This window comes from Paenibacillus sp. FSL H8-0282 (genome assembly GCF_037963825.1).
In the GTDB taxonomy this organism is placed as follows: Bacteria; Bacillota; Bacilli; order Paenibacillales; family Paenibacillaceae; genus Paenibacillus_AQ; species Paenibacillus_AQ odorifer.
Genome location: NZ_CP150146.1, coordinates 4,460,785 through 4,484,300, shown reverse-complemented (window position 1 = coordinate 4,484,300; position 23,516 = coordinate 4,460,785). Strand labels below are relative to the sequence as shown.

Genomic DNA, 23,516 nt, shown 5'->3' with positions numbered 1-23,516 from the left:
TGAATGATTGATCACAGCTTTCATTAACGGAGGAGTTGGAGAGATGGGTACAAGAGAAGAAAGAACGAAATGGTTCTTACAGGATAGGTTCGGGATGTTTATCCATTGGGGATTATATTCAATTCCTGCTAGAGGGGAATGGATACGCGGCAACGAGCGGATGAGTAGAGAGCATTACATGAGGTATTTCGATGAATTTGACGCCTCTCGATATGACCCGAAGAAATGGGCAAGTGCAGCCAAAGCTGCGGGTCAGAAATATGCTGTGCTTACGACCAAACATCATGACGGGTTCTGTCTGTTCGATAGTAAGCTGACTGATTTCAAAGCGACTAATACGCCCGCTGGGCGTGATCTAGTGCGGGAATATGTAGACGCTTTCCGTGCTGAAGGTATTGCAGTTGGTCTATATTACTCTATCATAGACTGGCACCATGAGGATTATCCCGGTTATGGAGATAAGGCACATCCTGATCGGGATAACGAAGCGGTCAAAGATAAGCCGATTGATTTCGATAGATACTTGGAGTATATGCATGGGCAAGTAAAGGAACTGCTCACCAATTACGGTAAAATCGACATTATGTGGTTTGACTTCTCCTACGATAATATGACAGGGGAGAAGTGGAAGGCTACGGAGCTTATCCGGATGATTCGTTCCATACAACCTGATATTATTATCGACAATCGATTAGGTGGCAATATTCGTGCGGCAGAACCTGAGGAGTATGCTGGAGATTTCTTCTCCCCCGAGCAGATCATTCCGCCTGGCGGCATTGTTGACGTAAACGGCCAATCCATCCCTTGGGAAGCCTGCATTACCCTGAATGACAACTGGGGTTATCATTCCGAGGATAAGAATTATAAATCGACCAAGCAAGTCATCCGTACGATGGTCGAATGTATCAGTAAGAATGGTAACCTGCTCCTCAATGTTGGACCAGATGCCAAAGGTGAAATGACGCGGGAATCACTGGTTATCCTTGACGAAGTTGGGGAGTGGATGCGCCTTAATGGAGATAGTATTTATGGATGCGGGAAGTCTTTGCTACCTAAGCCAGAGTGGGGACGTTATACGCAAAAGGGCAATAAATTGTATGCGCATGTCTACGACCGTGGAATTGGCCCGATCTATTTCCAAGGTCTGAAAGGGAAGATTAAAAAGGCAAGATTACTACGTGATGGTACCGAGCTAAAGGTGGAGGTGCCGTGGATGGCTGAGGAATATTCGGATGTTGACGGTGGAGCTTTTATTACATTAAAAGGCGCGATGTTACCTGATGAGATGGATACGGTTATCGAGCTTGAACTATTTAATTAAATCAGAAGGAGTTGTCCCATATGCCCTGAATGGCTGCTGAGACAACTCCTTTTTTTTACATATACTTTGCTAACATTTGCACATACGAAACACCTATCGGACACAGATGACTCTAAACCCAGAAATATCGCACTTTTGGGATGCCAACGGACTGCATAGCCGCTATTGCCTTGAAACACCCCCGATATGGAGCTGATTCTAGGGAATAGCGTCATTGGAGTCCGAAGCCCTGTTCCAAAGGCAGAAAATGTGCAAATAACGTCATCTGGGTCCGCAACTCTCAGAGGGGGGTGACAATGTTGAAGTTGTTGAAGCATTTGAAGCAGGCATTCAACGAATCAGAATACAAAGCGGCGATTCTCCAAATAACAGGAGAATCGCCGTTCTGTGAATACTAAAGGCGAGCCTTGCGGAAGCCCTCATATATATTGAGGACCGCGACTAAAATCAAGATTGCTATTCCTCCACCTACTAGTCCCGTTTCAAATTGGTTAGCTGTAGTGTTTAATAAATTAGACATGTAATTAATAAATTCTTGGTTGAATACACTCGGATTTATAAGGATAACAGCGAATACAATAAGTACAATGAGCTCAAGGACCGTATTACATAATGCTAATTCTCTAGTCCATTGTCTCTTGATTAATTTATATATAGTTAACGCGACTTCTAATCCGATCACAATAAGAATAATTGGCCAATAATCAAGTAATACATGCTGATTAAAAGCTGGGGCTACGAAGTTAAGTGCGCCTTCACCGCCTCTATAGACTCTGATCAGGTGTTCAGCATTAAAATAAACAGTAGCCCAAATGGCAGTCCACAGTAAACTTCCGAACACTTCGAAGCTTGTAATTGCTTTTTTCTTATGGACAAGCGCGATATCCTTCAAATCATCAGGAGTCCATTTCCTTAATTTTGTAGTAAGAGGATGACCTTCCTTTCCTTTATCCGCCCGTTCGATAATAGCGAACACAACAGTTATCCAGAAAAAGACTTGGATGCCTACTTCAAGAAAGGTTCCAATTCCTGTACTTATAACTGCAGTAACAATATCCGCAACTGTTTTATCGCCGCTGTAGCCAATCAAGTAATCAGCAACCAGAGCGATTAAAGAAACAACTACAGCGATGGGTATAATCATTTTTAATAACGTAACATATAAATCAAAATAGCGTGGGCCGATGAGATACATGGGCTGATCGCGGTACTCACTAGCTAAAATAGCTGGATTGCCCAATTTTGCAAGGACGGCTTTTACCTCTTTTTCGTCATAATCATCCGGTAACATATCCTCGATGGTTGATCGTAATTCTAATGCGATGTCTTCCCGATTTTGTTCTGGTAACCTCCGAGTAACTTCATGAATGTAAATCTCAATCAGCTTCATGGTCATCCTCCCCTTGTAATAGGCCGTAGAGTTCTTTCGAATTCTTAAGCCATTCTTCCTTTAGCTGTAAAAAAATCTCTACGCCATAGTCACTTAGAACATAATACTTACGGGGTCTGCTCTCGGATGTGTCCCAGCTGCTCGTCACTAATTCCTGTTTCTCTAATCGGCGAAGTAATGGATATAGGGTGCTTTGATCGATGATGATGCTGGATTCCTCCAACAATTGAACGAGCGAATATCCATACTGGGGCGTTCGTAATTGACTTAAAACGGCTAGCGTTAACGTACCTCTTCTAAGCTCTGTGATTAAAGTATTTAATAAAGTACTCATTCACCCACCTCATTATTTAAAATATAAGAATTTATAATCTCTTATAAATTGTTCTTATATTTTTTGTTTAAACGCTTGCTGTCCTTAAGAGGACGTCGAAGTCGTTTATACTTACTATGTGTCATACAGTATTCGATCTATACTATGCATCATACACTATTGTTGTTCCAACATCAATTGAATAAAATAATCTTCTGAGAAATAAATAAGAAAATTTTTCTATTTTGTGAAGCAGTTTGATTAAAAGGAGGTCGTGAAATGATTCCATTTTTTAGTGACATCCCGAATGCTTCTACATGGGAGGGAGTTGAACCGGTTCATAAGGGCTGGTCAAAGGACAAGAAATATTACATTAGGACCTGCGACGGCAGAGAGTTATTGTTGAGAACGGCGGAATTCCCATTATGATCAGAAAAAACGGGAGTATGATCATTACGAAGTCGAGGAACTTGGAATTATTGATTTTAATAGATTTGATTATGGTGATCCATGGGTATTTTAATCATGATGTTCCAGATGTATTCTTTAGGCTTTATATACCGAAGTGGTATTGGCAAGTTATACTGAGTGAAAAGACTCAGCTATTTGAGAATAGTTAGGGGAATTAAGCGATGAATATACTGATTGCTGAAGATGAAACTGATATAAGAAAACTAGTGAAAATACATTTAGAAGATCGATCCTATCGAGTATTCGAAGCCAAGGATGGCATTGAGGCTTTAGAGGTTGTTAATCAACATGAAATAAATCTTGCCATTCTGGATATTGTAATGCCCAGGCTTGATGGGCTTAATCTGCTGCGACGGATAAGAGAGAAAAGCCATATTCCAGTTATCTTGTTAACTGCCCGCGGTGAAGAAATTGATAAGATAGTGGGCTTAGGCCTTGGAGCAGACGATTATATGGTGAAGCCATTTAGTGCTTCAGAGCTTGTGGCTAGGGTTGAGGCGCAGCTGAGACGAAGAAATGTATACGATCTTAGCCAATCGATAACTGAAGAAACAATCCAACATAGAGAATTGAAGCTGAATTTAAAGGAATGTATGTTGTACATAAATGAAAGTCCAGTTCTTCTAAATGCCAAGGAATATAAGGTGTTACAATGTCTGATGCAGAGTCCTAATCAAATTTTTACGCCCAAAAAGTTATATGCAGCGGCGTGGGAAGAAGATTTCTATAGTGATAATAATACGATTATGGTTACCATCAGCCGTCTAAGGAATAAGATCGAACGGGACCCACACCATCCCGAATATATCGTTACCGTGCGTGGACTAGGTTACAAATTCTACAACCCAGGTAAATAAGATGAGAAAACAAAATATATCCTATCAATTGTTAAAAAACTATATCGCGATCTTTCTTATAACAACGGTTATAACGATATTGGTGATTGTTGCTTTGTTTTGCATGAACAGGCTGGGATCTAAGGACATTATTTATAATCAGTTAACGGCTGCTAAGCTTATGCAAAATGACTATCAAAGAATTGACACTAGTGTTGTTAATGATGTCGGGGGCAGTTTACAGGTTGTGAATTCCAATTACGAAGTCATACACTCCATTGGCAACAATCCATTTACGTCCAAGCAGATTAGTGTCAAAGAATTTACGGATTTTCTAATGAATACTGGCGCTAACAAAGATATGATCACTGTTGAATATAATGAGCAGGAACAATTTTGGCTGATCGTCTCTTTACCTATACAAGTGAAAATGACAGGCAGTTTCCATTGGAATTCAGATTCACCTATGCAGGATCATACCCTTCAAATGCTTGGATTTATTGGGTTAGGTTATTTGTTGATTCTGATTCTAAGCACGATGATTTATGCGAGAATTACGGCGGTTAGTTTCATTAAACCCTTAGACCAGTTGTCCGCTGCTGTTGAAAAAATTAAGAATGGGGATTATTCAGCAAGAGTGCAGGTAGGCGGGAATCGGGAGTTTAGTCAACTGGAGCAGGCTTTTAATCATATGGCAGAAGTGATTCAGATCCAGACCTCGTTAAAAGAACAGAGTGAAAACAATCGAAAAAATCTAATATTGGATATATCCCATGATTTAAAAAATCCATTAACAAGTATTATGGGTTACGCAGAGCTTGAACTAAAAGAACAGGTGAGCGGTCGGATAGAACATTTGGAATTTGCCAAAATAATATACGAAAATAGTATCCGTGCCAATGTATTGATTCAGGATTTGTTTGAATTATCGAGAATGGAAAGTCCCGAATTCCGCTTGGATGTTACAACAGATGATTTCTCAGAATATTTGAGAGAAGAAATGATACATATGTTGCCCGAGCTTGAGGCTGCGGGTATGATCCCTGATTTTGTAATCGAGCCAGAAGAAATAATTCTACAGTTTGATAAAAAAAGAATGAATCGAGTATTCTCAAACCTGCTTTATAATGCCATCGCTTATCAGGAGCAAGGTTCTACGTTTCAAGCTGTGCTGGAAAAGGTGAATGATGGAGCCAAGCTTACTTTTATTAATTACGGCCAACCATCAGCCTTGAACCCGGCAGGTTCTGGATTAGGGTTACTCATTGTTCAAAAAATAATAGCTGCTCATGGAGGGACTGTTCAGCTGAATACGCAAGATAACCAGTTTGAAATTATAATTGAGCTGAACCGGCAAATTTAAGGTCTATGTAAGATTACATTAAGTCATATGAAATTTCCCAATGCTAAAATGGTTGATATTCAGTCTATTAACAATTTTACTTGGGGGAATAGATTATAATGATTGATGAAAAATTAAGTAAAAGGCAATTGATCTTAGGCGTTATATTAGCAGTAATGTACTTTTTAGGGTTGTTCTCTATTCTCTTGATCAGGCCGGTTATGGGGATTCTCAACCATGTTTTTATTTGGCAGCCAGAACAACAAAATCGAATGGCCTTAATGTTGAATAGTCTGATCTACATAGGAGTGATTATAGGTTTTAGGGGATTCTATAAACAAGCTATTCATGATTTCAGACAATACTGGGTCCGTAATATGTTATGGATGGTTTGGGGACTTTGTTTGATTATTATCATCGGAAGTATGTTGATCCCCACACTAATTTCCATTTTTCATCCTATTACAAAGTCTGTTAATGAGGTGGATTTACGGGCAATGTTGTCCTCGTATCCATTTATTTTTACAGTGAACGTGGTATGGATTGGCCCCTTGATTGAAGAATTAGTATATCGGGTTACCATTTATAGAACGATCCGCAGGAAGAGTCGTCTTCTGGCTTATCTGATATCCTCCTTTTTATTTGGCTTTCAACATGTCTATAGAGCCGTGGTGTTCCAGAGTAACTATAACGAAATGTGGAATATCTTCTCCTATATGGCTGCTGGATTAATCTTTGCCTACCTATATGAGAAAAGAAAAAATATATTAGTGCCTATAGGCGCGCACATGTTTAGTAATGGTTTATCTGTGCTTCTCTATTTCTTAAGTTAATACGAAACTTGACTTCATATCAGATTACTAGTAAACTGATAATCAAATAGATCCAATTCCAAAGTAATGGATGTGGCATAATGCGAGACAATGGATTCACTGAAGACAACAAACTAAGCTTATTGATCTGGCTGCGGCTGGTAAGAGTTTATGACAATAGTAACGATCTTTCCAATGAGTTCTTGAAGCAGTTTGATTTAACGGTCAGCCAGTTTGATGCGTTAGTACAAATACTATTACATCAGCCTGTGACACAAATGGATATTGCCGAGCATTTAACCATTACTAAAGGTGGAGTATCACATATGCTTGGCAGATTAGAAAAAGAAGGATGGATTGAACGCAAGCAGGATTGGAAGGTGAAGTATATTTCTTTAACTGAAAAGGGCCAGGCGCTTATCGAGAAGGTGCTTCCTTTGCAATCGGATTTCCAAGCTTCGTTATTCGATCCACTGACGGACGACGAGAAGAAAGTATTTTACAGCATGCTTAAGAAGATTCACCGCCATAGCCTGAATGAGAATCGGATTCCACGAGGAGTTCAGTAGTATTGTAAAAGCTTTATTCTGAATAAAGCTTCCTTTTTTCAGCATCAGTTTACTAGTAAACCATAATTATATTAGGAGGAAATTAAAATGAGCCAACCACAAATAACCGGACAACATCATGTATCAATGATTACTAAAGACGCTAAACAAAACCTATGGTTTTATACAGAAGTACTGGGACTAAGACTTGTCAAAAAAACCGTAAATCAGGACGATCCAACCATGTACCATTTATTCTATGGCAACTCTAATGGCGCTCCAGGCACCGAGGTATCCTTTTTTGAAATGCCAAATGCAGGCCAGACCCGGAAAGGAACGAACAGTATTTCTGCAATCTCTCTTCTCGTTCCTAGCGATGAGGCTTTAGTATATTGGGCTAGCAGATTAGATACATTTGAAGTCGCTCATGAAGCTATCGTAAGTATAGAGGAGCGCAATTCGCTTACTTTTCAGGATAGTGATGAATTAACGGTTCATCTGGTGTCCGCAGAAAAAGATAATGTGACTCAGCTGGTAGAACCTTGGATTACTGATGATATTCCACCACAATATGCCATTGTTGGATTGGGTCCCGTTGAATTGACTGTTCGTGAGGCTAGCCGTACAAAGGCTGTTTTGGAGGATATTTTAGGCTATACACAAGTTCGTAGAGTGCCATCCATGGGTGACCCGAAGGTAATGGTGGATATTTATGAAACAGCTAAAGGCGGCTTGTACACTGAACTTCAGCTCAAAGAAGTTAATGATCAAGACCGGGAAAGACCGGGAAGAGGGAGTATCCATCATGTGGCTATAAGAGTGAAGGATCTGGAAGAATTAACCGCATGGGCTGCTAAAATCACAGCTGCAGGGTTCAAGAACACAGGGGTCATTGATCGTTATTACTTCCATTCCTTGTATTTCCGTGATCCGAACCATATTCTTTTCGAGCTTGCTACAGATGGTCCAGGGTTTGAGATTGATGAATCTTTTGACACATTGGGCGAGAATTTGACCTTGCCTTCTTTTCTGGAAGAACGCCGGGAAGAGATTGCATCGAAGCTTCATCCTATCCAATAATACAGCGAAGAAAGTAGGACATCATCATGATGGAACAATATAGAATCGACGAGAATAAGGGTTTAGAAATAGGTTTATACACATTAGGTGATCATGTTGCAGATGCCTTAACAGGTAAATCAATCAGTGAACGACAACGGATTCAAGAGATCATTGCTGCCGCCAAATTAGCAGAGGATGCTGGATTAGATGTGTTTGGAGTGGGGGAGAGTCATCAGCCGAAATTTATTACTTCAGCAGCATCGGTCGTACTTGGAGCTATAGCAAACGCAACGGAACGAATCAAACTCATCAGTTCAGCGACTGTATTGAGCACAGCGGATCCTGTACGTGTACATGAAGAATTTTCGACATTGGATTTGTTATCCGGAGGCAGAGCAGAGATTGTTGCTGGACGTGGATCACGATTAGGAGCTTATGAACTGTTCGGATATGACGTGAGGGATTATGAAGAATTGTTCGAAGAGAAGATTGAATTGCTTATGAAAATAAATAACGAAAAAAGAATTACTTGGGAAGGGCAATTCCGTCCTGCTCTAAATGATATGGAGATTTTTCCGAAGCCACTGAGTGGTAAACTGCCCATCTGGAGAGCGGTTGGAGGACCTCCGGCAAGTGCAGTTAAGGCAGGAAGAATGGGCATCCCGATGATGCTGGCTGTTCTAGGTGGACCTGCTTCAGCGTTCAAGACCTCTGTGAATATGTATCGTCAAGTTGCCGCACAATCAGGTTTTAATCCGGCTGAGCTGCCGGTGGGTACAACCACCCTTTTATATATCGATAAAGATTCACAGCAAGCGTTCCGTAACTATTACCCTTATTTAAATCACATGATGAAAGAGCTTCGTGGATCAGCGTACCCTAAAGACCAATTTGCTGAAGCCATGAGTGTGAGAAATGCGCTGCTCGTAGGCAGCCCACAACAGGTTATTGAAAAAATCCTTTATCAACATGAGCTGTACGGACACAATCGTTTTCTGGCTCAGATTGATATTGGTGGTTTACCTTATGCTCAGGTTGAGCAAATCATTGATTTGTTGGGATCGGTAGTCGCACCAGCCGTAAGACGGGCCACAGCTAAGAAATAAGAAAAACTATGAGATTGGAAAAAATTATATTAAAATTATTCCAATAAGGTTAGACGATGGTTTGAGAAGGATCACTTAAGGAGGCGAAGTGTGACGAATAAAATGATAGCTGCGCAACGTCTATATAACCAGAAGATCGTTGATTACAAGCTAATCAAGCCTGAACAGGTCGTTAAAGAATTAGGGGCAGTACAGGCGCAGGATTACATGCAGGCGATGTGGGCGATCGGGTTACGTACTCCATCTTCGAATTTAGCTGATATAGAGCGTGCTATCGCTGATCGTAAGATGATTCTGAATTGGACGCTGCGAGGTACGCTTCATTTTGTCCCACCGGAAGATGTAAAGTGGATGCATCAGCTATCTGTGCCGCGTTTAGCGGGACAAACAAAGCGGCGGAATGCAGAGCTTGGGCTAGATGATCAGACACTAGAACGTTGTAGACATATTATAGTTAATGCTTTACAAGGTGGAAAGCAGCTAGATCGTGCACTTCTACTTCAGCTTATAGAAGAAGAAGGTATTCACACAGGGAACCAGCGTGGTTATCATATGTTGTGGAATGTTGCGTACCAAGGGTTGATTTGTTTCGGACCGATGAATGGTAAGCAGCAAACGATTGTTTTGTTAGAGGAATGGGTGCCACAGTTTCGAGAACTTTCTTACGATGAATCATTGTATGAACTCGCTCGGAGATATTTCACTGGACATGGTTTTGCAACTGTTCAGGATTTTGCTTGGTGGGCAGGCATAACCCTTACCGATGCTAGAAGAGGTCTGGAAGCGGCCAAAAGTCAACTGCAATCAGAGGTTATTGATGGCAGTGAGTATTGGATGTCTGCTCATCGGCTAGAGCCAGCTGCTGAGGACTCGGGCGTTCATCTGCTTCCGGGTTTTGATGAGTACATTCTGGGTTATAAAGACCGAAGTGCCGTTCTAGAGCCCGACGTTGCTCCTTTAATAGTTCCGGGGAATAATGGTGTTTTTCTTCCGATGATTGTTGTGGAGGGTCAGGTTGTGGGTACATGGAAAAGAACCCTAAAGACCAAGGGGATTGAGATTATGATCCATCCTTTTGTCGATCTGGGCGATACGGAAAAGTTGGTACTTAAAGAAGCTGAGCGATATGCCGCATTTATTGGGCTGCCGATACTCAAAATGAATGTGAGTGGTTCATTGAGATGAGTATTTCACTATTCTCACCAATCTCATCATTCTCGACATTCTCACCATTTTCATCTTTCTTACCATACTTTTGTGCGCATCTCTCTCGCTAACGGACACCGTTGCACTTATTAGCACCTAAATCCTGATTTGCTGAGCTTTTCGGACTCCACTGCAGTTATTCCCGTCGCAGCACCTCTTTTGACCCCTATTTTTGCGGAATAGCGGCATCTGGGTCCGATAGATTCGTAAAAAGGCTATTTTTAGCTCAATAGCGTCTCCTGAGTCCGAACGGCATAATGGGTGAAGGGTGAAGGGTGAAGGGTGAAGGGTGAAGGGTGAAGGGTTGAATGGATACCGATTACCGAATAACATTTCACGAATGCACTCTGAGTAAAAAATAACCCGGCAGGGCGGACCTGCCGGGTTATTTTCATGAAGCATATAGTTAGCTTAATTAGATTCGTCTAGCTAATTCAGCGCCTTCCCAAATCGCATTCAGCGCTCTTCGCGCTTGCACCGCATCGCCAATTACATGAAAAGGGATGGAGCTTTCCTCCAAGAAGTCCTGAAGGGCTTGTTTGTTAAGGGCGCGTGAACCTACAGCAATTACTACATAATCAGCAGGTAGGCTGTGACGTTCGCCGTCTTTTTCAACAATTACGCTATCCCCTTGAATCGCCATACATTTGCTGTTGGTCATTAATTCAACGCCATGTCCATATAGACTTTCCATGACACAGATTTTACGCAGAAGCCCTAGATCATTAGCAACATCAGCTTGCATTTCAACTACAGTGATTTGATGTCCGCGCTCTACAAGCAGTTCTGCGACCTCAAGCCCCACTAAACCACCGCCGATAATAACGACTCTTCCTTCTGGATGAACCGTTCCCCATAACACATCATGTGAATTGACCACATGTGAACTGTCGATGCCTTCCACAGGCGGAATAATAGGAGAAGATCCGATTGCAAGAATGACCTCATCTGGAGCAATTTCTTGGATTAATTCAGGTGTAACCTCTGTATTCATTCGAATGTCTACACCTTCACGTTTAGCGGTTTCTCCCATATTGAGAGCGGCTGCAGCCATTTCCTCTTTACGTGGTGCGGCACCGGCAATATAAAGCTGTCCGCCCAGAATGTCATTTTTTTCGCATAATATTGGATGATGCCCACGTCGTTTCAGGGTGACAGCTGCTTCTAATCCGCCAGGGCCACCACCAGCAATAAGTACTTTTTTGGGGATACCCGTTTGCTGCAATTCATATTCACTTTCACGACCGGTTGCAGGATTAAACACACAGCTGATAAATGGAACATTAGGATTCACGAATCCATCGAAGCAGCCTTGGTCGCAACCCACACATTTAACGATCGTGTCTGCACGTCCGGCTAAAGCTTTATTGCAGAATTCCGGATCTGCCAGCTGCGCACGCCCAATGGCTACAAAATCAGCCAAACCCTCCGCAATAATCCGGTCTGCAATTGCTGGATCATTAATACGGCCTACGGCAATAACAGGGATGTTAACCACAGATTTAATTTGTGCTGCGTTATCTACATTGAAGCCTACAGGTAAATCGATCGGCGGAACTTCATATTTAATCGCAGCGCCAGCAGGGACCCCACGAGATACATTAATAGCATCAATTCCAGCTTCTTCAGCGAGCTTTGAGAAGAGCTTCATATCTTCCAGCGTAAGTCCGCCCGGTAGATCCTCAATCGCAGAGATTCTCATCAAGATAGGGAACCCAGGTCCAACCGCTTTCCGGATAGCCCGGATACAAGCCAGCGGGAAGCGGCAGCGATTCTCCCAAGAACCGCCGTACTCATCCTGACGAAAATTCATTGCAGGACTTAGAAATTGTTGGGGCAAATAACCATGGCCGGCATGGAATTCCACACTGTCAAATCCGGCTTTCTTCGCACGTAATGCTGTATCTGCGTAAGCTTGAACCATCTCACCGACTTCATGATGCGCTAGTTCACGTGGTATATGAGTCACGCCTTCAAACGGAACAGGTGAAGAGGAGACCTGAATTAGGTTGGGAGTTACTTTACCTCCATGCCATAACTGTAGACAGCTTTTGCCTCCTGCCTCTCGAATAGCTAATGCTAATTGAGCCATACCTGGAATGAATTTATCATCATAAAGGGCAGGAGCATCATCGGAGGCCGCCGTTGGGTGAATAGTTGTTACTTCTACAGTATTTAAGCCGTTGCCGCCTTTAGCTCGTGCTACATGGTAATCAATCAGACGATCACTGACGTATCCACCCGGCGCGTTCATTTTCGTGCCCATCGCTGGTAAAATGACCCGGTTCTTAAGCTCCATATTTCCGATTGTGCCCTTGCTAAATAGATGTGTGAATTCCATACGATAACTTCCTCTCTACATATAGGTTAAAAATAAATAGGTTATTTTAACCTATATTAGCGAAAGGATAGGGTGAAAGTATGTGCAAAAAATCACGAGTGATTTGGCAGGAATGTAGTAATTGAGGTAATATAAGAAAATGATGAACCGGATACGTATTCCGGAAGCCCGGAGGATGATTATGGATATTGAAGTTTTGATTCTGGCCCAATTAATGAAAGGGGCCAAACATGGTTATGAAATTAAAAAAAACATTATTTTTGTAATGGGCAATGATAAAATCGTAAACAATAACTCGCTTTATCCAAAGCTGAAATTATTTGAAAAGCGAAAATGGGTAATCAAAAAAACGGAAATTCAGGAACGCCGGCCTAAACGTTATGTATATTCTATAACTACTGAGGGTGAGGAGCGGTTTAACACCTGCTTAACAGAATTTACGCTGGAGACTATTCGAATTGATAATGAATGGTCTATTCGTCTTGCTTATTATGAGCTTTTGGATCAGGAGACACGTAGAAGATTGCTTGATTACAGAGAGACTTATATGAACGAAAAGCTGGACCATTTACAGCAGTTATCCAAAGTAGTTGGCAATAGTGAGGATATGGATTACTCTGAGGAGCTCTATTTTTACACCCGAAGTATGGTTTTACGAGAGATCGAGTTAATTAAGGAGCTGTCACGTAAATTAGAAGCATAAGGAAACCGTTGGATTAGCTATAAAAATAGAATTTTATAAACACACCTCGCTGTAATCGTTAATTAACGGTATATTTGTAAAATCGATTCATAGTTTAGCTTTAAGTTTTCCGCTTGTGATTGATATCATCATCTTTATTTTGGGTTTGATCATATTGGGAATCGAATATTTCACATCAGATTAGTTGAACCCCTCTCCAGAGAGGTGGGCATAGAACTGGATGATGAGAGTGCGCTTTTTCAAGCACTAATGAAGGATTCTGCGGCTTCTATTCCTTATGTAAAGCTTGGTGAAACCATCCACTAATTCGCAGATCGAAAAGCAACGTTTAAACTTGTGTCTAATCTGGCAGCCTTTTTGAGTTCAAATAGTAAAGATTATGAGCCTGGAGCAACGATCAGAGGATTTCATCTGACAGGTAAATGGGCGGATCAGACTAAGGATATCCTTTTTGTTGTGCGAACAGATGCTAAGTAAATACTGTATTTTAAAATAAAAAAGACTACCCAGAAAAAAATCTGGCTAGTCTTTTATTATTTGCTTTTATTATTTGCTTTTATTTTTTGGCTTTAAAACCTGATGCTTGCATAAGCTTGGTGAATACTTCGGTGTTTTCGTAGATTCCAGTAAATAATTGTGCATTTTTGCCCATAGCTGTGATTGGAATATCAACCGCAGTATGGCCTGAGGTCGTCCAGTCCACTACAAAATTGTGTTTGGAATTGGCGATGGCGAATGGACCGTCTTCTTTGGATATGCCGTCACCGGACTCATCATCTGCGTCAACTGCTTCAATAGAAAATCCGCCGGTCTCATGGTCGGCAAGCACTAGAACCAGTGTATCTGGATTCTTTTTGGCGAAGTCTTTGGCTACTTGCACGGATTTGTCCAGTTCTTGACCTGATTTAATCGTCATTTTAGCGTTGTTTTGATGTGCAAATTCGTCAGTGCCTTCTTCTTCCACCATAAGGAAAAATCCTTTTTTATTTGTTGCTAGCGTATCTATAGCTTTCTTAGTCATCTCGGGCAGCGATACCACCGGATTATAAATATCTCCTTCACCCTCAGGCTTTTGCTGGAACATTTCCTCGTTTGCGAATATTCCAAGCAGCTTGCCGTCTTTTGCTTTTTGCATATCCGCTTTGTTCGTTACATAGGTGTAGCCCAATTGTTTAGCTTTATCCACAAGGTTACCTTGCGTTCCTTTGCTTTTTTCTGAAGGATCTTCAGCGGGTTCATCTGGGAATTTGCCGGGATTGCCTGCCGGGTACCAGAAATCCTCACCCCCACCGAGCAGAACATCAACCTTGCTCTTTGTCAGAAGCTGAAGAGCGATATCACTTTGCTTTGAGCGGTCTTCAACGTGAGCACCAAATGCGGCGCCAGTCGCGTCTGTAATCTGACTAGTGGTAACGACACCTGTTGATTTCCCGGCATCTTTAGCATATTCCATAATGGTCTTAACACTTTTTTTATCGGCATCCATTCCGATAGCACCATTATAAGTCTTCACACCGCTCGCATAAGCAGAAGCAGAAGCAGCCGAATCTGTAACAGGGACAGTGGAGCTTGTATGAATTAATCCAACGTATGGCATGGAATCCATTGCTAGATTTCCTTTTTCACCTACGGTGGCAAGCCGGATGGCATCACGCTGAGCAGCACCCATTCCGTCTCCAATAAACAGAATTACATTTCTTGTGTTCGAAGATGCTGCGTCTGCTTGATTAGGTGCATTTGTAGTGACTATGCTGGATACAAAAAGAGCAGTTGCCGCTGTCGCTACAATTGCTGTTCTGACGCCATACTTTTTCGGTGATTTCATAATTTCCCTCCTAATGTATGTTTACAGTCTCATATTATAGTAGTTACATTAAGAGAATGTTTTCTGGACTTGTAAAAAATGTAAAATGGTATAGTGAATATAAATTATCGGAGCTTGATAAAAGATTTTAAAATAAAAAATATCTGGGTGTATTATTGGCATATTGGATATATTCGTCTCCGAATACGGACTTTAAATGTTGCTCTTCTTGAAGAATTAGTAAATGAATCGCGGCAATGTTAAGAATGAATATTAGGAGTGTTAACAGATTGGGGTACATCAGATACAATCCCAAAAACATGAGATCAAACCCGACAAATGCAGCGTTTCTACTATATTTATAAATACCGTGTGTGATGAGTTTGGTTACAGTAGTCTTATCAATCCCAACTCTCCATGAAGTGCGCATAGCAATCATAGCTTGAATGAAAATGGAACATCCGAGGGCAGCTACACCAACACCGCTAAAGTGAATTACAGGAATATCAAACGTTTTGCCTACAAGTGTAACCATAAAGGACTCTGCTACGGAAAAAACAAACCATGCTGCGCCCCATAAAAAAGTAGAGGTTTTTACCAATAGCTCGGTATAATGGATCTTAGATAGTTTAGCGCCTTTAGCCAGAACGTTTCCTTTAATGTGGTTTTTCTTGTAAAGTATAAGGAGCTTTAATAGATAAGAAATTAGGAAGATGCAGAAAAGAAGTAGAGATAGGATATTTTTAAAATCGCTCATTTTAATTTCCTCCTCACTAATACATATGAATGATTGCTCATATGTTTGTTTATATCTTATTTCCTAATATTGTACATGTCAACTAATTATTGATTTAGGGGGATATCGTGAAAATAAGAGTATACAAAAAACGGTGGCTATGGGTGTTGGTTATCGCGGTTATTGTACTTGCAGGTACTGTAATCGGTATGCTGGTTACGCAAACTGGGCTTGCAACCTTTACTTCCAATGCTTATGGAGTCTCTTTGAAGTATCCAACGGAATGGGTCTTAGATTCAGCAGATGATGAGAAGGGTCAGGGGAAGGATGGTTTTTTTCAATTATCAGCTATGTCTGGAGAGGGACAATCAATAGATGAAGTAGCTGAAATCATTACCTCCCATCAGCTGAAGCCTTATGGCTCCAATCCGCAAATTACTGAACTGACATTAGAGAGGTTGAAAGAGGAAGAGAAGGCAAAGTTGATTATGCCTTCTGCTGACCAAGGGGAGGAATGGAATCATCAAGCGGCGCTTATAATTAAATATCCCGAAGCGGTGAAAATAGGAGATGATGTATACTATTATTTTATTTTGCAGGGCGATAAGGAACATGTGGAGGAGATAGGTCAGACCGTAAGATTTACGGGTAAACCGTAAAGTGCTTGCGCACGAAGGTAGTCTACGGGTTTATTTGCAGGGATATCCAAGAAATATTCCGACTGCCATGTTTGCGTTTTTTGAGCTTGGCGACTCGTGGGAATGTCCCAAGGCGGGTAGACTCGAAAAGCTCTTTTTCCACCTTCACCTTTATCAGATAGAATATCTTGTTCTCTTAGGACAGCTTTTGGAAAAATAAATTGGCCAAAGTGATTCCCATTTCGTGTACTTATAACGAAGAGATCAGCAGGATCTGAGATGTCATAGGGTTGGATGGGATGATCTCCAATTCGCTCCCATAGTGTCACAAATTGCCCGACTTTAGTGGGTGTGATTTTAGCCACCCGGAATCTAATGGCCAGCGCATTTAAGGTAAAGATATATGCTCCGTATTCCGCATTTTGCGGTTCAAGAATTGGTTCGGAGCAATCAAACCTGCATGGATTATATACTTCTTCCATGGTAGCAAGTAAGTCACTATGTAGGGTATCTAAAAAGCTCAGCTTCTTATCATTCATCTGTTATTCTCCCATTTGAGTTCGTAATGTTTACTATCTTAATGCAAGTGAACCGAGTTCACAAGTGTAGGAATAATAGAGAAATTGAAGTTGGATTTATTTTATTGATATGGTTTTCCAAAGAAAAATAGTTTGTGATTTTTGGGGGAGTAGAAATTTTGGATATGATGAACATACTGGTTGAAGAACGCCATTGTCCTTTATGTAAAGAATTGAATCGTTGTGGCGCTGAAGGCGGTGACTGTTGGTGTTTCCATACAGAAATTCCACTCGAATTGCAAGAACAGATCCCGGAAGAACTGAGAGGGAAAGCTTGTATCTGCCAAAAATGCGTAGAAGTATTTAATAAACATTAACGGGGATTTTAATTAACTCTCGACGAAAACCGTAATTTCATTGTATATAATTAAAGTGTAATCTAAAAAAATAATGGAGGCGCAGATGAGGAAGCCAATAATTGCAGTAGATATGGATGATACAATTTGCCATCTAGTGAAGCGAGCCATATACCATAATAATAATGATTTTCCCACGCATCTGCTGCGGTATGAGGAAATGCTTGATTGGAATACGGATCATTTACGTCATCCGGATTGTACACAAGAGATTTTCTATGGGCGGCCCGGTCTGTATGAAGAGCTTGAACTGTTTGACGAACATGTCGTAGGAGAAATGGAGAAGCTGCATAACGCTTATGATGTAATTATAGTTACGGCAGCCCAACCCCAGTCGGTGGTGGAAAAATGGAACTGGCTGCAGAAGCATATGCCGTTTATTCCGATTGAAAATTTCTTTACCTGTAAGCGGAAAAATCTTATTAACTACGATCTATTGATCGATGACGGGGTGCATAACCTGGTTCCGGCATTGCAGGAGGGAAGAAAAGTGCTTTGTATTCCGCATCCATGGAATTTGCGGGCCCGTGAACAATATGCTTTTCCATTATTGACCTCATGGGAAGGTGCAAAAGAGAAGATAGATCAGCTGTTAGGACGTCCAGAGAACGAATGAGACTGTTTTTTTATAGATGATGTACAGAAAAATATCCTCCGCCAAAAAATGAAGGTATCCCATTAGCCATTGTGGCTTTTGAGATACCTTTTTTATGTCTATTGCAGAAGCACAATTTCATTATTATGCTCTGGATGTAAATATGTTGAATTAGTGACATTTCGATTCTTGGACTCTTTTCTTTGTATATTATTGTATATAAAAGGAGTGGAGATAGTAGTGAGAACAATCGGAATTGATTTAGGAACGACCTATAGTCTTGCTGCTTATTGGGACGGCAGTCAGGCTGTAATTATTCCCAATGTACTCGGGGAGCATGTAACACCCTCGATTGTTAGTGTAGATGCAGGGGGAGAAGTATTAGTTGGAAGAATCGCACAGGAAAGACTGATTACACATCCACAGTTAACCGCCTCGACTTTTAAGCGCTTTATGGGATCAGCAAAGAAATACACCCTAGGTACGATGACTTTTACTCCTGAAGAGTTATCTTCTTTTGTTCTGCGATCACTGAAAGAGGATGCGGAAAATCATCTAGGTGAGTCCGTAACGAAAGCTATAATCAGTGTTCCGGCTTATTTCAATGATGTTCAGCGGAAAGCAACTAAGAAAGCGGCTGAGATGGCTGGTTTACAAGTAGAGCGGCTTATTAGTGAACCTACGGCGGCAGCACTCGCTTATGGCCTGCATCAGAATCAGGAGACTTCATTTCTTGTTTTTGATTTGGGTGGAGGAACCTTTGATGTGTCAATCCTAGAGCTTTTCGAAGGGGTAATGGATGTTAAGTCGATAGCCGGAGATAACTATCTTGGCGGGGAAGATTTCACAGAGATACTAGTGGCCTATTTTATCCAAAAGAATAAGCTGGACGCTGAATCGTTAACACCAATAACGAGGTCGATGTTGTATAAGCAGGCTGAGCAGAGTAAACGAATTCTTGGTACAGAGTCTGCTGCGACTATGCGGATAGTTATTAAAGAGGAAGAATACGTGCTGACTATAGAACGCTCAGAGCTTGAGCAATTGGTACAACCATTACTAATACGTCTAAGACAGCCGATAGAAAGAGCATTGCGGGATGCTTCTCTGCAGCCTTCCGATCTGGATGGGATTGTGATGATTGGGGGTGCGACTAAAATGCCTCTGATTAAGCAAATTATCAGCCGTATGTTCGGGAAAATGCCTTATGCGAATATCAGCCCAGATGAGACCGTCGCACTGGGAGCTGCGGTTCAGGTGGCGCTGAAGCAGCGTGATCAAGCGCTGGATGAAATGATTTTGACGGACGTTTGCCCCTATACATTAGGAACCAGTGTTCTGCGAAGAGGTTCAAGCGGACAAACGTCATCTGGACATTACTTTCCGATCATTGAACGTAACACTCCGATTCCTGTTAGCCGGGTAGAACGTCTATATACAGCCGCAGATAATCAAAAGATCATAAGTGTGGATGTGTATCAGGGGGAGAGTCCTCGCGTTGAAAATAATCTTTTCCTGGGAGAAATGGAGTTTCAGATTCCGCAAGCACCTCGGGGAGAAGAAAGTATAGATGTCAGATATACATATGATGTGAATGGGATTCTTGAGGTGGAGGTTACAACCGTTTCAACAGGTCAGAAGCATCAGATGATCATTGAGCAAAATGCTGGTGCAATGACGAAAAAGCAAATTGAAGCTCGTTTACTGGAACTGCGGAGTATCAAAATTCATCCGCGTGAGCGTACCGAGAACAGGCTTCTGCTTGCTAGAGGTGAGCGTTTATATGAAGAGGTGCTTGGGGACCAACGGAAATTTATCGCACAGTGTCTGAAAGTATTCGAAGATGCTTTATATACTCAGAACGAAAAAGTGATTGAAAAAGCGGCACAAGCTTTCAATGAGCAATTGGCGGAAATTGAAGGGTGGTCATACTTCACATGACAATCTGGAGTATGTTGGAGATTGAACCCACAGATGAACTAGCTATCATCAAGAAGGCCTATGCCAAAAAGCTGAAATCGCATCACCCCGAAGATGACCCTGAAGGATACCAACAGCTTAGAGAAGCTTATGATACAGCCGTGAAATGGGCCCGCTCCGGGCAGCGTATAGCAAGCACTGTCCCTTCATTTATAGGTGAGGATAAGAAAGAAATAGCAGAAGCAATATCAAAAGAAATAGAAAAAATGGTGATACAAGCAGAAACAGTAATACGAGTAGATGAAGCTGAGGAGGAAGAAAGCGAGGAAGAAGAACAAGAAGTTGCGGAGGAAGACACCGAGGAAGAAGTAGAAGGGACCACTTCTATACCACATGAAAACGAGTGGACGCTGTTTCGCCCTCTTCCCGTTCAACTTGATGCTGATCATCAAGAACAGCCAGCAGATATTTTTGACAGACAAATTAGGGAACTGTATGCGGACTTCTCGCGCCGGATTCAACAAGCTTCGTGGCATTCACTTTTGAATGAAGATTTCATGTGGAGTATAGAGCATCGTGATCGGCTAAGGGATAAGCTTATGTTGTTCCTTGATCAGCATCGGAATTTGCCTCATGCCGTATGGGAGGCGTTGGATTCATTTTTTCATTTTCGTGAGGACAAGGAAATATTTCTTCAACGTTATGATAATAAGTTAGTCGAGTACATACTGGGGCAGGTCGACGGAAGCATGGAGATGCGTTATGAGTGTTTCCTTTTGCAGGAGTCTCTTGAGTTTGACATAGAACACTATCTAAATCTGAGGCAATCCGCTCAATTCATGCTGATGGAGGATAAACATACTGAAGCGGGTCAACTGCTCGACGAAGCAAATAAGCTGTTTCAGTATGATCCTGATCTGCAATTATTGCGAGCTAAGAATTGTCTGGATACTGCTGATTATATGGAAGCGCTGGTGTGCTTGGACCGAGTAACCACTATGTGGCCTAACGAAAGAGACGGTTACTTATTAAGAGGGCGGCTTCTCTACTATTTGCAGCGTTATGAGGAAGCGATGAAGGATTGTGAATATTTGTTGCAAGAGGATGCTGGAAATAGAGATGTGCAATGTTTAATTCTGGAATGTAAGATTGCATGTTCTCAAATTGAGGAAGCTCTTACACAAACGGAGACTAATGAGCCTAAAAAGGACGAGTTCATTCATTTTCGTTACCTTGCGAATAAGTTCATGTTGAAGAACAAAAAACTGTATCCACAACGTCTTCGTATCTCTTCGCTCGTAAGCATTGGAAAGAGCATTATAGGATCTATATTATTCTATCTATTGGTTTTCCTGAAATTAAGCTGGTTCTATATTTTGGTATATACCATATATTATTTTTCAGTTTCTGAGCTTCCCCCGCTTGTCAATGCGGTGTTCATTCTTATTTTTCTATGGAAAATCAGGAAGATTTGCAAAACAGCATACCTATTCACGAACTAATATCAGGAGGCTCTATATGCTGAAGGAATACAATGTTAAGCAAAGAAAACGATTGGAAATGTATTTCCGCTGTCTTTCCTCTACCTGCATACGTGGTCTCTTAGGGAGATACTATGTGGTTTATGAGTTTGATTTCAGTAATGTCTTCTTCAAAAGAGGATTAATCAAAAATGCTTGTGAAAGATGGAATATCGAGGATGCTAACTCCTTTCATCGCCAGATTCGCTGGCTTCTAGAAGATGGCAACCGTGCAGAATATAGATCTTTACATGCTCGATTAGCCACACTTTCCGAAACCTCACGCAGTAAATATCTTGAGGCACATAAGGATCATGAGGATTTTGTTAATCTGAAGGTTGTTGCACAAGGTATACATCAGTTGCCTTCTGGTGACATTTCTGCTTTTGGGTTAGCTTGGGTAATTTATCTGAGCCGGATTGGTTATGTTGAAGATTATTTGAAGAAGGAAGAAGCCTGGGAATACAAAATAGAAGCCGCAAGGCAGCTACAAGAACGTTATAGCAGTTGGGCGGATTATTATATAGCCTATTCCTTGGGCAGCAAATTTTCATTAGTACAATCCGGCGGATTAGATAATCTATTTGAGACGGGATTGCAGAAGCTCATGCGAAATAGCAGCATTCTATACAGGGAAGCCGTTTGGGGGCAAAATCTGCAGCCGGAAGCCACTTAGTCCGAACTTAGGTAATTAATACCTATTGATTATCTAATGAATCCCTATCCCGTGTTGCTTAAGGACCCAGAGGACGCTATTTGCAAATTTATAGCCCTTTGAGCCGATTTTCGGACTCCAGTGCAGCTATTCCTTGAGGAAGCGGTCTTTTGTGGTGTTTTTGATGCCAATAGGTGCTATGCGGTCCGTTAGGAATCCAAATGGGGGATAATGCAGCGTATAAGGTCAGCTGTGTCCGATATGCTGAGTCTTAAGTGTAAATGTGATCTAAGCACACGAAGTTTAGTGTTACAACGCGAGCAAAGGTTTCGTTCAACGGATCAGATCAAAGAGCAAGCTAAAAGTAAAACGCAGCAGTAAGACCAAACAGTAAACAATAAGACCAAACAGTAAAACCAAACAATAAACAATAAGACCAAACAGTAAACAGTAAGACTAAAACTCAACAGTTAAACCCAACAGTATATCCCAAAACGAGGGAGTTCCAGCTGCTATAACGTAGCTTTTGGAATTCTCTCTTTTTTGTGATGCCGGGTTAATCTTGACACGATTTAATATTTGTATATAATTGGAATAGACCGACGGTCGGTCGATGGAATGGAGGACGTTGCAGATGAGAATTTCCAAAGAAGCGGAAGAACGTAGAAATGAAATATTGGATACAGCAGAAATGCTGTTTTTTACGAAAGGGTATACCAAAACGACAGTGAATGATGTCTTGCAGGCTATAGGTATCGCGAAGGGAACCTTCTACTATTATTTTAAATCGAAGGAAGAGGTCATGGATGCTGTTGTGCTGCGATTTATTGATGCTGGTGTAGCAGCTGCTAAGCAAATTGCTGCAGATCCTAAGCTGACCGTTCATGAAAAGCTGCTGCAAATCATTATGGCGCAAAAGCCGGATACGGACAGAAAAAGCCAAATGATTGAGCAGTTCCATCAGGCTGATAATGCACAGCTGCACCAGAAAAGCTTGGTGGAAACCATTTTGCGGCTAACTCCTGTTTTGACGGAGGTCATTGAGCAGGGCATAGAGGAGGGACTGTTTCACAATCCGTATCCCCGGGAGACGATGGAATTTCTATTGATTACCTCTCAATTTCTTTTTGATGAAGGGATATTCAAGTGGCAGCCTGAGGAAATCATCCAGAAGATAAGAGCTTTTATCTATACGATGGAAATTACGCTAGGGGCGGAGAAGGGCAGCTTCGACTATGTGTTTCAAATGTTTGAGTAGGGGAG

Annotated in this window: 23 protein-coding genes; 17 read left to right on the top strand and 6 right to left on the bottom strand. The window is 41.5% G+C overall.

The window, feature by feature from the left end; genetic code table 11:
* The first annotated feature begins 43 nt into the window (after positions 1 to 43).
* Positions 44 to 1,321: an alpha-L-fucosidase gene (locus tag NST94_RS19430; protein ID WP_076301800.1), complete on the top strand. Its 1,278-nt coding sequence runs from the start codon at positions 44 to 46 to the stop codon at positions 1,319 to 1,321.
* A gap of 394 nt (positions 1,322 to 1,715) precedes the next feature.
* On the opposite strand, the gene NST94_RS19425 is transcribed toward NST94_RS19430, so the two are convergent.
* Both NST94_RS19425 and NST94_RS19420 read right to left on the bottom strand, forming a co-directional pair.
* A complete protein-coding gene (locus NST94_RS19425; RefSeq protein ID WP_076129887.1) occupies positions 1,716 to 2,711 on the bottom strand; it encodes a hypothetical protein in 996 nt (331 codons plus the stop codon).
* Positions 2,698 to 3,045, bottom strand: coding sequence for a PadR family transcriptional regulator (locus tag NST94_RS19420; protein ID WP_076301754.1), 348 nt, complete (start codon positions 3,043 to 3,045; stop codon positions 2,698 to 2,700). The genes NST94_RS19425 and NST94_RS19420 overlap by 14 nt, the downstream gene beginning before the upstream one ends.
* A 258-nt stretch (positions 3,046 to 3,303) precedes the next feature.
* On the opposite strand from NST94_RS19420, the gene NST94_RS19415 reads away from it, so the two are divergent.
* The 8 genes from NST94_RS19415 to NST94_RS19380 all read left to right on the top strand — a co-directional run bounded on the left by NST94_RS19415 (position 3,304) and on the right by NST94_RS19380 (position 10,386).
* Complete coding sequence (locus NST94_RS19415; protein WP_179089375.1) at positions 3,304 to 3,453, top strand: hypothetical protein; 150 nt, start codon at positions 3,304 to 3,306, stop codon at positions 3,451 to 3,453.
* A gap of 203 nt (positions 3,454 to 3,656) precedes the next feature.
* On the top strand, positions 3,657 to 4,352 hold the full coding sequence (locus NST94_RS19410) for a response regulator transcription factor (protein WP_076281473.1): 696 nt from the start codon (positions 3,657 to 3,659) through the stop codon (positions 4,350 to 4,352).
* Position 4,353: 1 nt separating this feature from the next.
* A complete protein-coding gene (locus NST94_RS19405) occupies positions 4,354 to 5,694 on the top strand; it encodes a HAMP domain-containing sensor histidine kinase (protein ID WP_076301753.1) in 1,341 nt (446 codons plus the stop codon).
* Positions 5,695 to 5,792: 98 nt separating this feature from the next.
* Positions 5,793 to 6,506, top strand: a complete 714-nt coding sequence (locus NST94_RS19400) for a type II CAAX endopeptidase family protein (protein ID WP_076179130.1) — start codon at positions 5,793 to 5,795, stop codon at positions 6,504 to 6,506.
* A gap of 80 nt (positions 6,507 to 6,586) precedes the next feature.
* Positions 6,587 to 7,054, top strand: coding sequence for a MarR family transcriptional regulator (locus NST94_RS19395; RefSeq protein WP_076129882.1), 468 nt, complete (start codon positions 6,587 to 6,589; stop codon positions 7,052 to 7,054).
* Between the two features lie 87 nt (positions 7,055 to 7,141).
* Positions 7,142 to 8,113, top strand: coding sequence for a ring-cleaving dioxygenase (locus tag NST94_RS19390; RefSeq protein WP_076190569.1), 972 nt, complete (start codon positions 7,142 to 7,144; stop codon positions 8,111 to 8,113).
* A 26-nt stretch (positions 8,114 to 8,139) separates the two neighbouring features.
* Positions 8,140 to 9,201 carry an LLM class flavin-dependent oxidoreductase gene (locus NST94_RS19385; RefSeq protein WP_218640534.1) on the top strand — a complete coding sequence of 354 codons (1,062 nt, stop codon included), beginning with the start codon at positions 8,140 to 8,142 and terminating at the stop codon, positions 9,199 to 9,201.
* A gap of 90 nt (positions 9,202 to 9,291) precedes the next feature.
* Positions 9,292 to 10,386, top strand: a complete 1,095-nt coding sequence (locus NST94_RS19380) for a winged helix DNA-binding domain-containing protein (RefSeq protein ID WP_076301752.1) — start codon at positions 9,292 to 9,294, stop codon at positions 10,384 to 10,386.
* 436 nt (positions 10,387 to 10,822) lie between these two features.
* On the opposite strand, the gene NST94_RS19375 is transcribed toward NST94_RS19380, so the two are convergent.
* A complete protein-coding gene (locus tag NST94_RS19375) occupies positions 10,823 to 12,748 on the bottom strand; it encodes an FAD-dependent oxidoreductase (RefSeq protein WP_076301751.1) in 1,926 nt (641 codons plus the stop codon).
* Between the two features lie 181 nt (positions 12,749 to 12,929).
* Between NST94_RS19375 and NST94_RS19370 the strand changes: the two genes are divergently transcribed.
* On the top strand, positions 12,930 to 13,451 hold the full coding sequence (locus NST94_RS19370; RefSeq protein ID WP_036688994.1) for a PadR family transcriptional regulator: 522 nt from the start codon (positions 12,930 to 12,932) through the stop codon (positions 13,449 to 13,451).
* A gap of 556 nt (positions 13,452 to 14,007) precedes the next feature.
* On the opposite strand, the gene NST94_RS19365 is transcribed toward NST94_RS19370, so the two are convergent.
* Both NST94_RS19365 and NST94_RS19360 read right to left on the bottom strand, forming a co-directional pair.
* Positions 14,008 to 15,276 carry an alkaline phosphatase gene (locus NST94_RS19365; protein ID WP_076129878.1) on the bottom strand — a complete coding sequence of 423 codons (1,269 nt, stop codon included), beginning with the start codon at positions 15,274 to 15,276 and terminating at the stop codon, positions 14,008 to 14,010.
* Between the two features lie 127 nt (positions 15,277 to 15,403).
* Positions 15,404 to 16,012 carry an isoprenylcysteine carboxylmethyltransferase family protein gene (locus tag NST94_RS19360; RefSeq protein ID WP_076301749.1) on the bottom strand — a complete coding sequence of 203 codons (609 nt, stop codon included), beginning with the start codon at positions 16,010 to 16,012 and terminating at the stop codon, positions 15,404 to 15,406.
* A gap of 107 nt (positions 16,013 to 16,119) precedes the next feature.
* On the opposite strand from NST94_RS19360, the gene NST94_RS19355 reads away from it, so the two are divergent.
* Positions 16,120 to 16,650 (top strand): hypothetical protein, encoded by a 531-nt coding sequence (locus NST94_RS19355; protein WP_076301748.1) that lies wholly within the window; start codon positions 16,120 to 16,122, stop codon positions 16,648 to 16,650.
* Here NST94_RS19355 and NST94_RS19350 read toward each other — a convergent pair.
* Complete coding sequence (locus tag NST94_RS19350) at positions 16,620 to 17,168, bottom strand: MepB family protein (RefSeq protein ID WP_076301747.1); 549 nt, start codon at positions 17,166 to 17,168, stop codon at positions 16,620 to 16,622. The genes NST94_RS19355 and NST94_RS19350 overlap by 31 nt on opposite strands.
* Before the next feature lie 164 nt (positions 17,169 to 17,332).
* Between NST94_RS19350 and NST94_RS19345 the strand changes: the two genes are divergently transcribed.
* From NST94_RS19345 to NST94_RS19320, 6 genes are all read left to right on the top strand, one after another.
* Positions 17,333 to 17,524, top strand: coding sequence for a cysteine-rich CWC family protein (locus NST94_RS19345; protein WP_076301798.1), 192 nt, complete (start codon positions 17,333 to 17,335; stop codon positions 17,522 to 17,524).
* Positions 17,525 to 17,609: 85 nt separating this feature from the next.
* Positions 17,610 to 18,179, top strand: coding sequence for a hypothetical protein (locus tag NST94_RS19340; RefSeq protein ID WP_076301746.1), 570 nt, complete (start codon positions 17,610 to 17,612; stop codon positions 18,177 to 18,179).
* Between the two features lie 219 nt (positions 18,180 to 18,398).
* The gene (locus tag NST94_RS19335) at positions 18,399 to 20,099 is read left to right on the top strand and encodes a molecular chaperone HscC (RefSeq protein ID WP_076301745.1); all 1,701 of its coding nucleotides are present in this window, start codon (positions 18,399 to 18,401) and stop codon (positions 20,097 to 20,099) included.
* A complete protein-coding gene (locus NST94_RS19330; protein ID WP_076301744.1) occupies positions 20,096 to 21,580 on the top strand; it encodes a J domain-containing protein in 1,485 nt (494 codons plus the stop codon). The genes NST94_RS19335 and NST94_RS19330 overlap by 4 nt, the downstream gene beginning before the upstream one ends.
* 16 nt (positions 21,581 to 21,596) lie before the next feature.
* Positions 21,597 to 22,274 (top strand): DUF1266 domain-containing protein, encoded by a 678-nt coding sequence (locus tag NST94_RS19325; protein WP_051491590.1) that lies wholly within the window; start codon positions 21,597 to 21,599, stop codon positions 22,272 to 22,274.
* Positions 22,275 to 22,887: 613 nt separating this feature from the next.
* Positions 22,888 to 23,511 carry a TetR/AcrR family transcriptional regulator gene (locus NST94_RS19320; protein WP_076129871.1) on the top strand — a complete coding sequence of 208 codons (624 nt, stop codon included), beginning with the start codon at positions 22,888 to 22,890 and terminating at the stop codon, positions 23,509 to 23,511.
* Positions 23,512 to 23,516: the final 5 nt, after the last annotated feature.

Bases quoted from the DNA above. Each gene is read 5' to 3' on its own strand.
- NST94_RS19430 (WP_076301800.1), top strand. From the start codon at position 44: ATGGGTACAAGAGAAGAAAGAACGAAATGGTTCTTACAGGATAGGTTC.
- NST94_RS19425 (WP_076129887.1), bottom strand. From the start codon at position 2,711: ATGAAGCTGATTGAGATTTACATTCATGAAGTTACTCGGAGGTTACCA.
- NST94_RS19420 (WP_076301754.1), bottom strand. From the start codon at position 3,045: ATGAGTACTTTATTAAATACTTTAATCACAGAGCTTAGAAGAGGTACG.
- NST94_RS19415 (WP_179089375.1), top strand. From the start codon at position 3,304: ATGATTCCATTTTTTAGTGACATCCCGAATGCTTCTACATGGGAGGGA.
- NST94_RS19410 (WP_076281473.1), top strand. From the start codon at position 3,657: ATGAATATACTGATTGCTGAAGATGAAACTGATATAAGAAAACTAGTG.
- NST94_RS19405 (WP_076301753.1), top strand. From the start codon at position 4,354: ATGAGAAAACAAAATATATCCTATCAATTGTTAAAAAACTATATCGCG.
- NST94_RS19400 (WP_076179130.1), top strand. From the start codon at position 5,793: ATGATTGATGAAAAATTAAGTAAAAGGCAATTGATCTTAGGCGTTATA.
- NST94_RS19395 (WP_076129882.1), top strand. From the start codon at position 6,587: ATGCGAGACAATGGATTCACTGAAGACAACAAACTAAGCTTATTGATC.
- NST94_RS19390 (WP_076190569.1), top strand. From the start codon at position 7,142: ATGAGCCAACCACAAATAACCGGACAACATCATGTATCAATGATTACT.
- NST94_RS19385 (WP_218640534.1), top strand. From the start codon at position 8,140: ATGATGGAACAATATAGAATCGACGAGAATAAGGGTTTAGAAATAGGT.
- NST94_RS19375 (WP_076301751.1), bottom strand. From the start codon at position 12,748: ATGGAATTCACACATCTATTTAGCAAGGGCACAATCGGAAATATGGAG.
- NST94_RS19370 (WP_036688994.1), top strand. From the start codon at position 12,930: ATGGATATTGAAGTTTTGATTCTGGCCCAATTAATGAAAGGGGCCAAA.
- NST94_RS19365 (WP_076129878.1), bottom strand. From the start codon at position 15,276: ATGAAATCACCGAAAAAGTATGGCGTCAGAACAGCAATTGTAGCGACA.
- NST94_RS19360 (WP_076301749.1), bottom strand. From the start codon at position 16,012: ATGAGCGATTTTAAAAATATCCTATCTCTACTTCTTTTCTGCATCTTC.
- NST94_RS19350 (WP_076301747.1), bottom strand. From the start codon at position 17,168: ATGAATGATAAGAAGCTGAGCTTTTTAGATACCCTACATAGTGACTTA.
- NST94_RS19345 (WP_076301798.1), top strand. From the start codon at position 17,333: ATGATGAACATACTGGTTGAAGAACGCCATTGTCCTTTATGTAAAGAA.
- NST94_RS19340 (WP_076301746.1), top strand. From the start codon at position 17,610: ATGAGGAAGCCAATAATTGCAGTAGATATGGATGATACAATTTGCCAT.
- NST94_RS19330 (WP_076301744.1), top strand. From the start codon at position 20,096: ATGACAATCTGGAGTATGTTGGAGATTGAACCCACAGATGAACTAGCT.
- NST94_RS19325 (WP_051491590.1), top strand. From the start codon at position 21,597: ATGCTGAAGGAATACAATGTTAAGCAAAGAAAACGATTGGAAATGTAT.
- NST94_RS19320 (WP_076129871.1), top strand. From the start codon at position 22,888: ATGAGAATTTCCAAAGAAGCGGAAGAACGTAGAAATGAAATATTGGAT.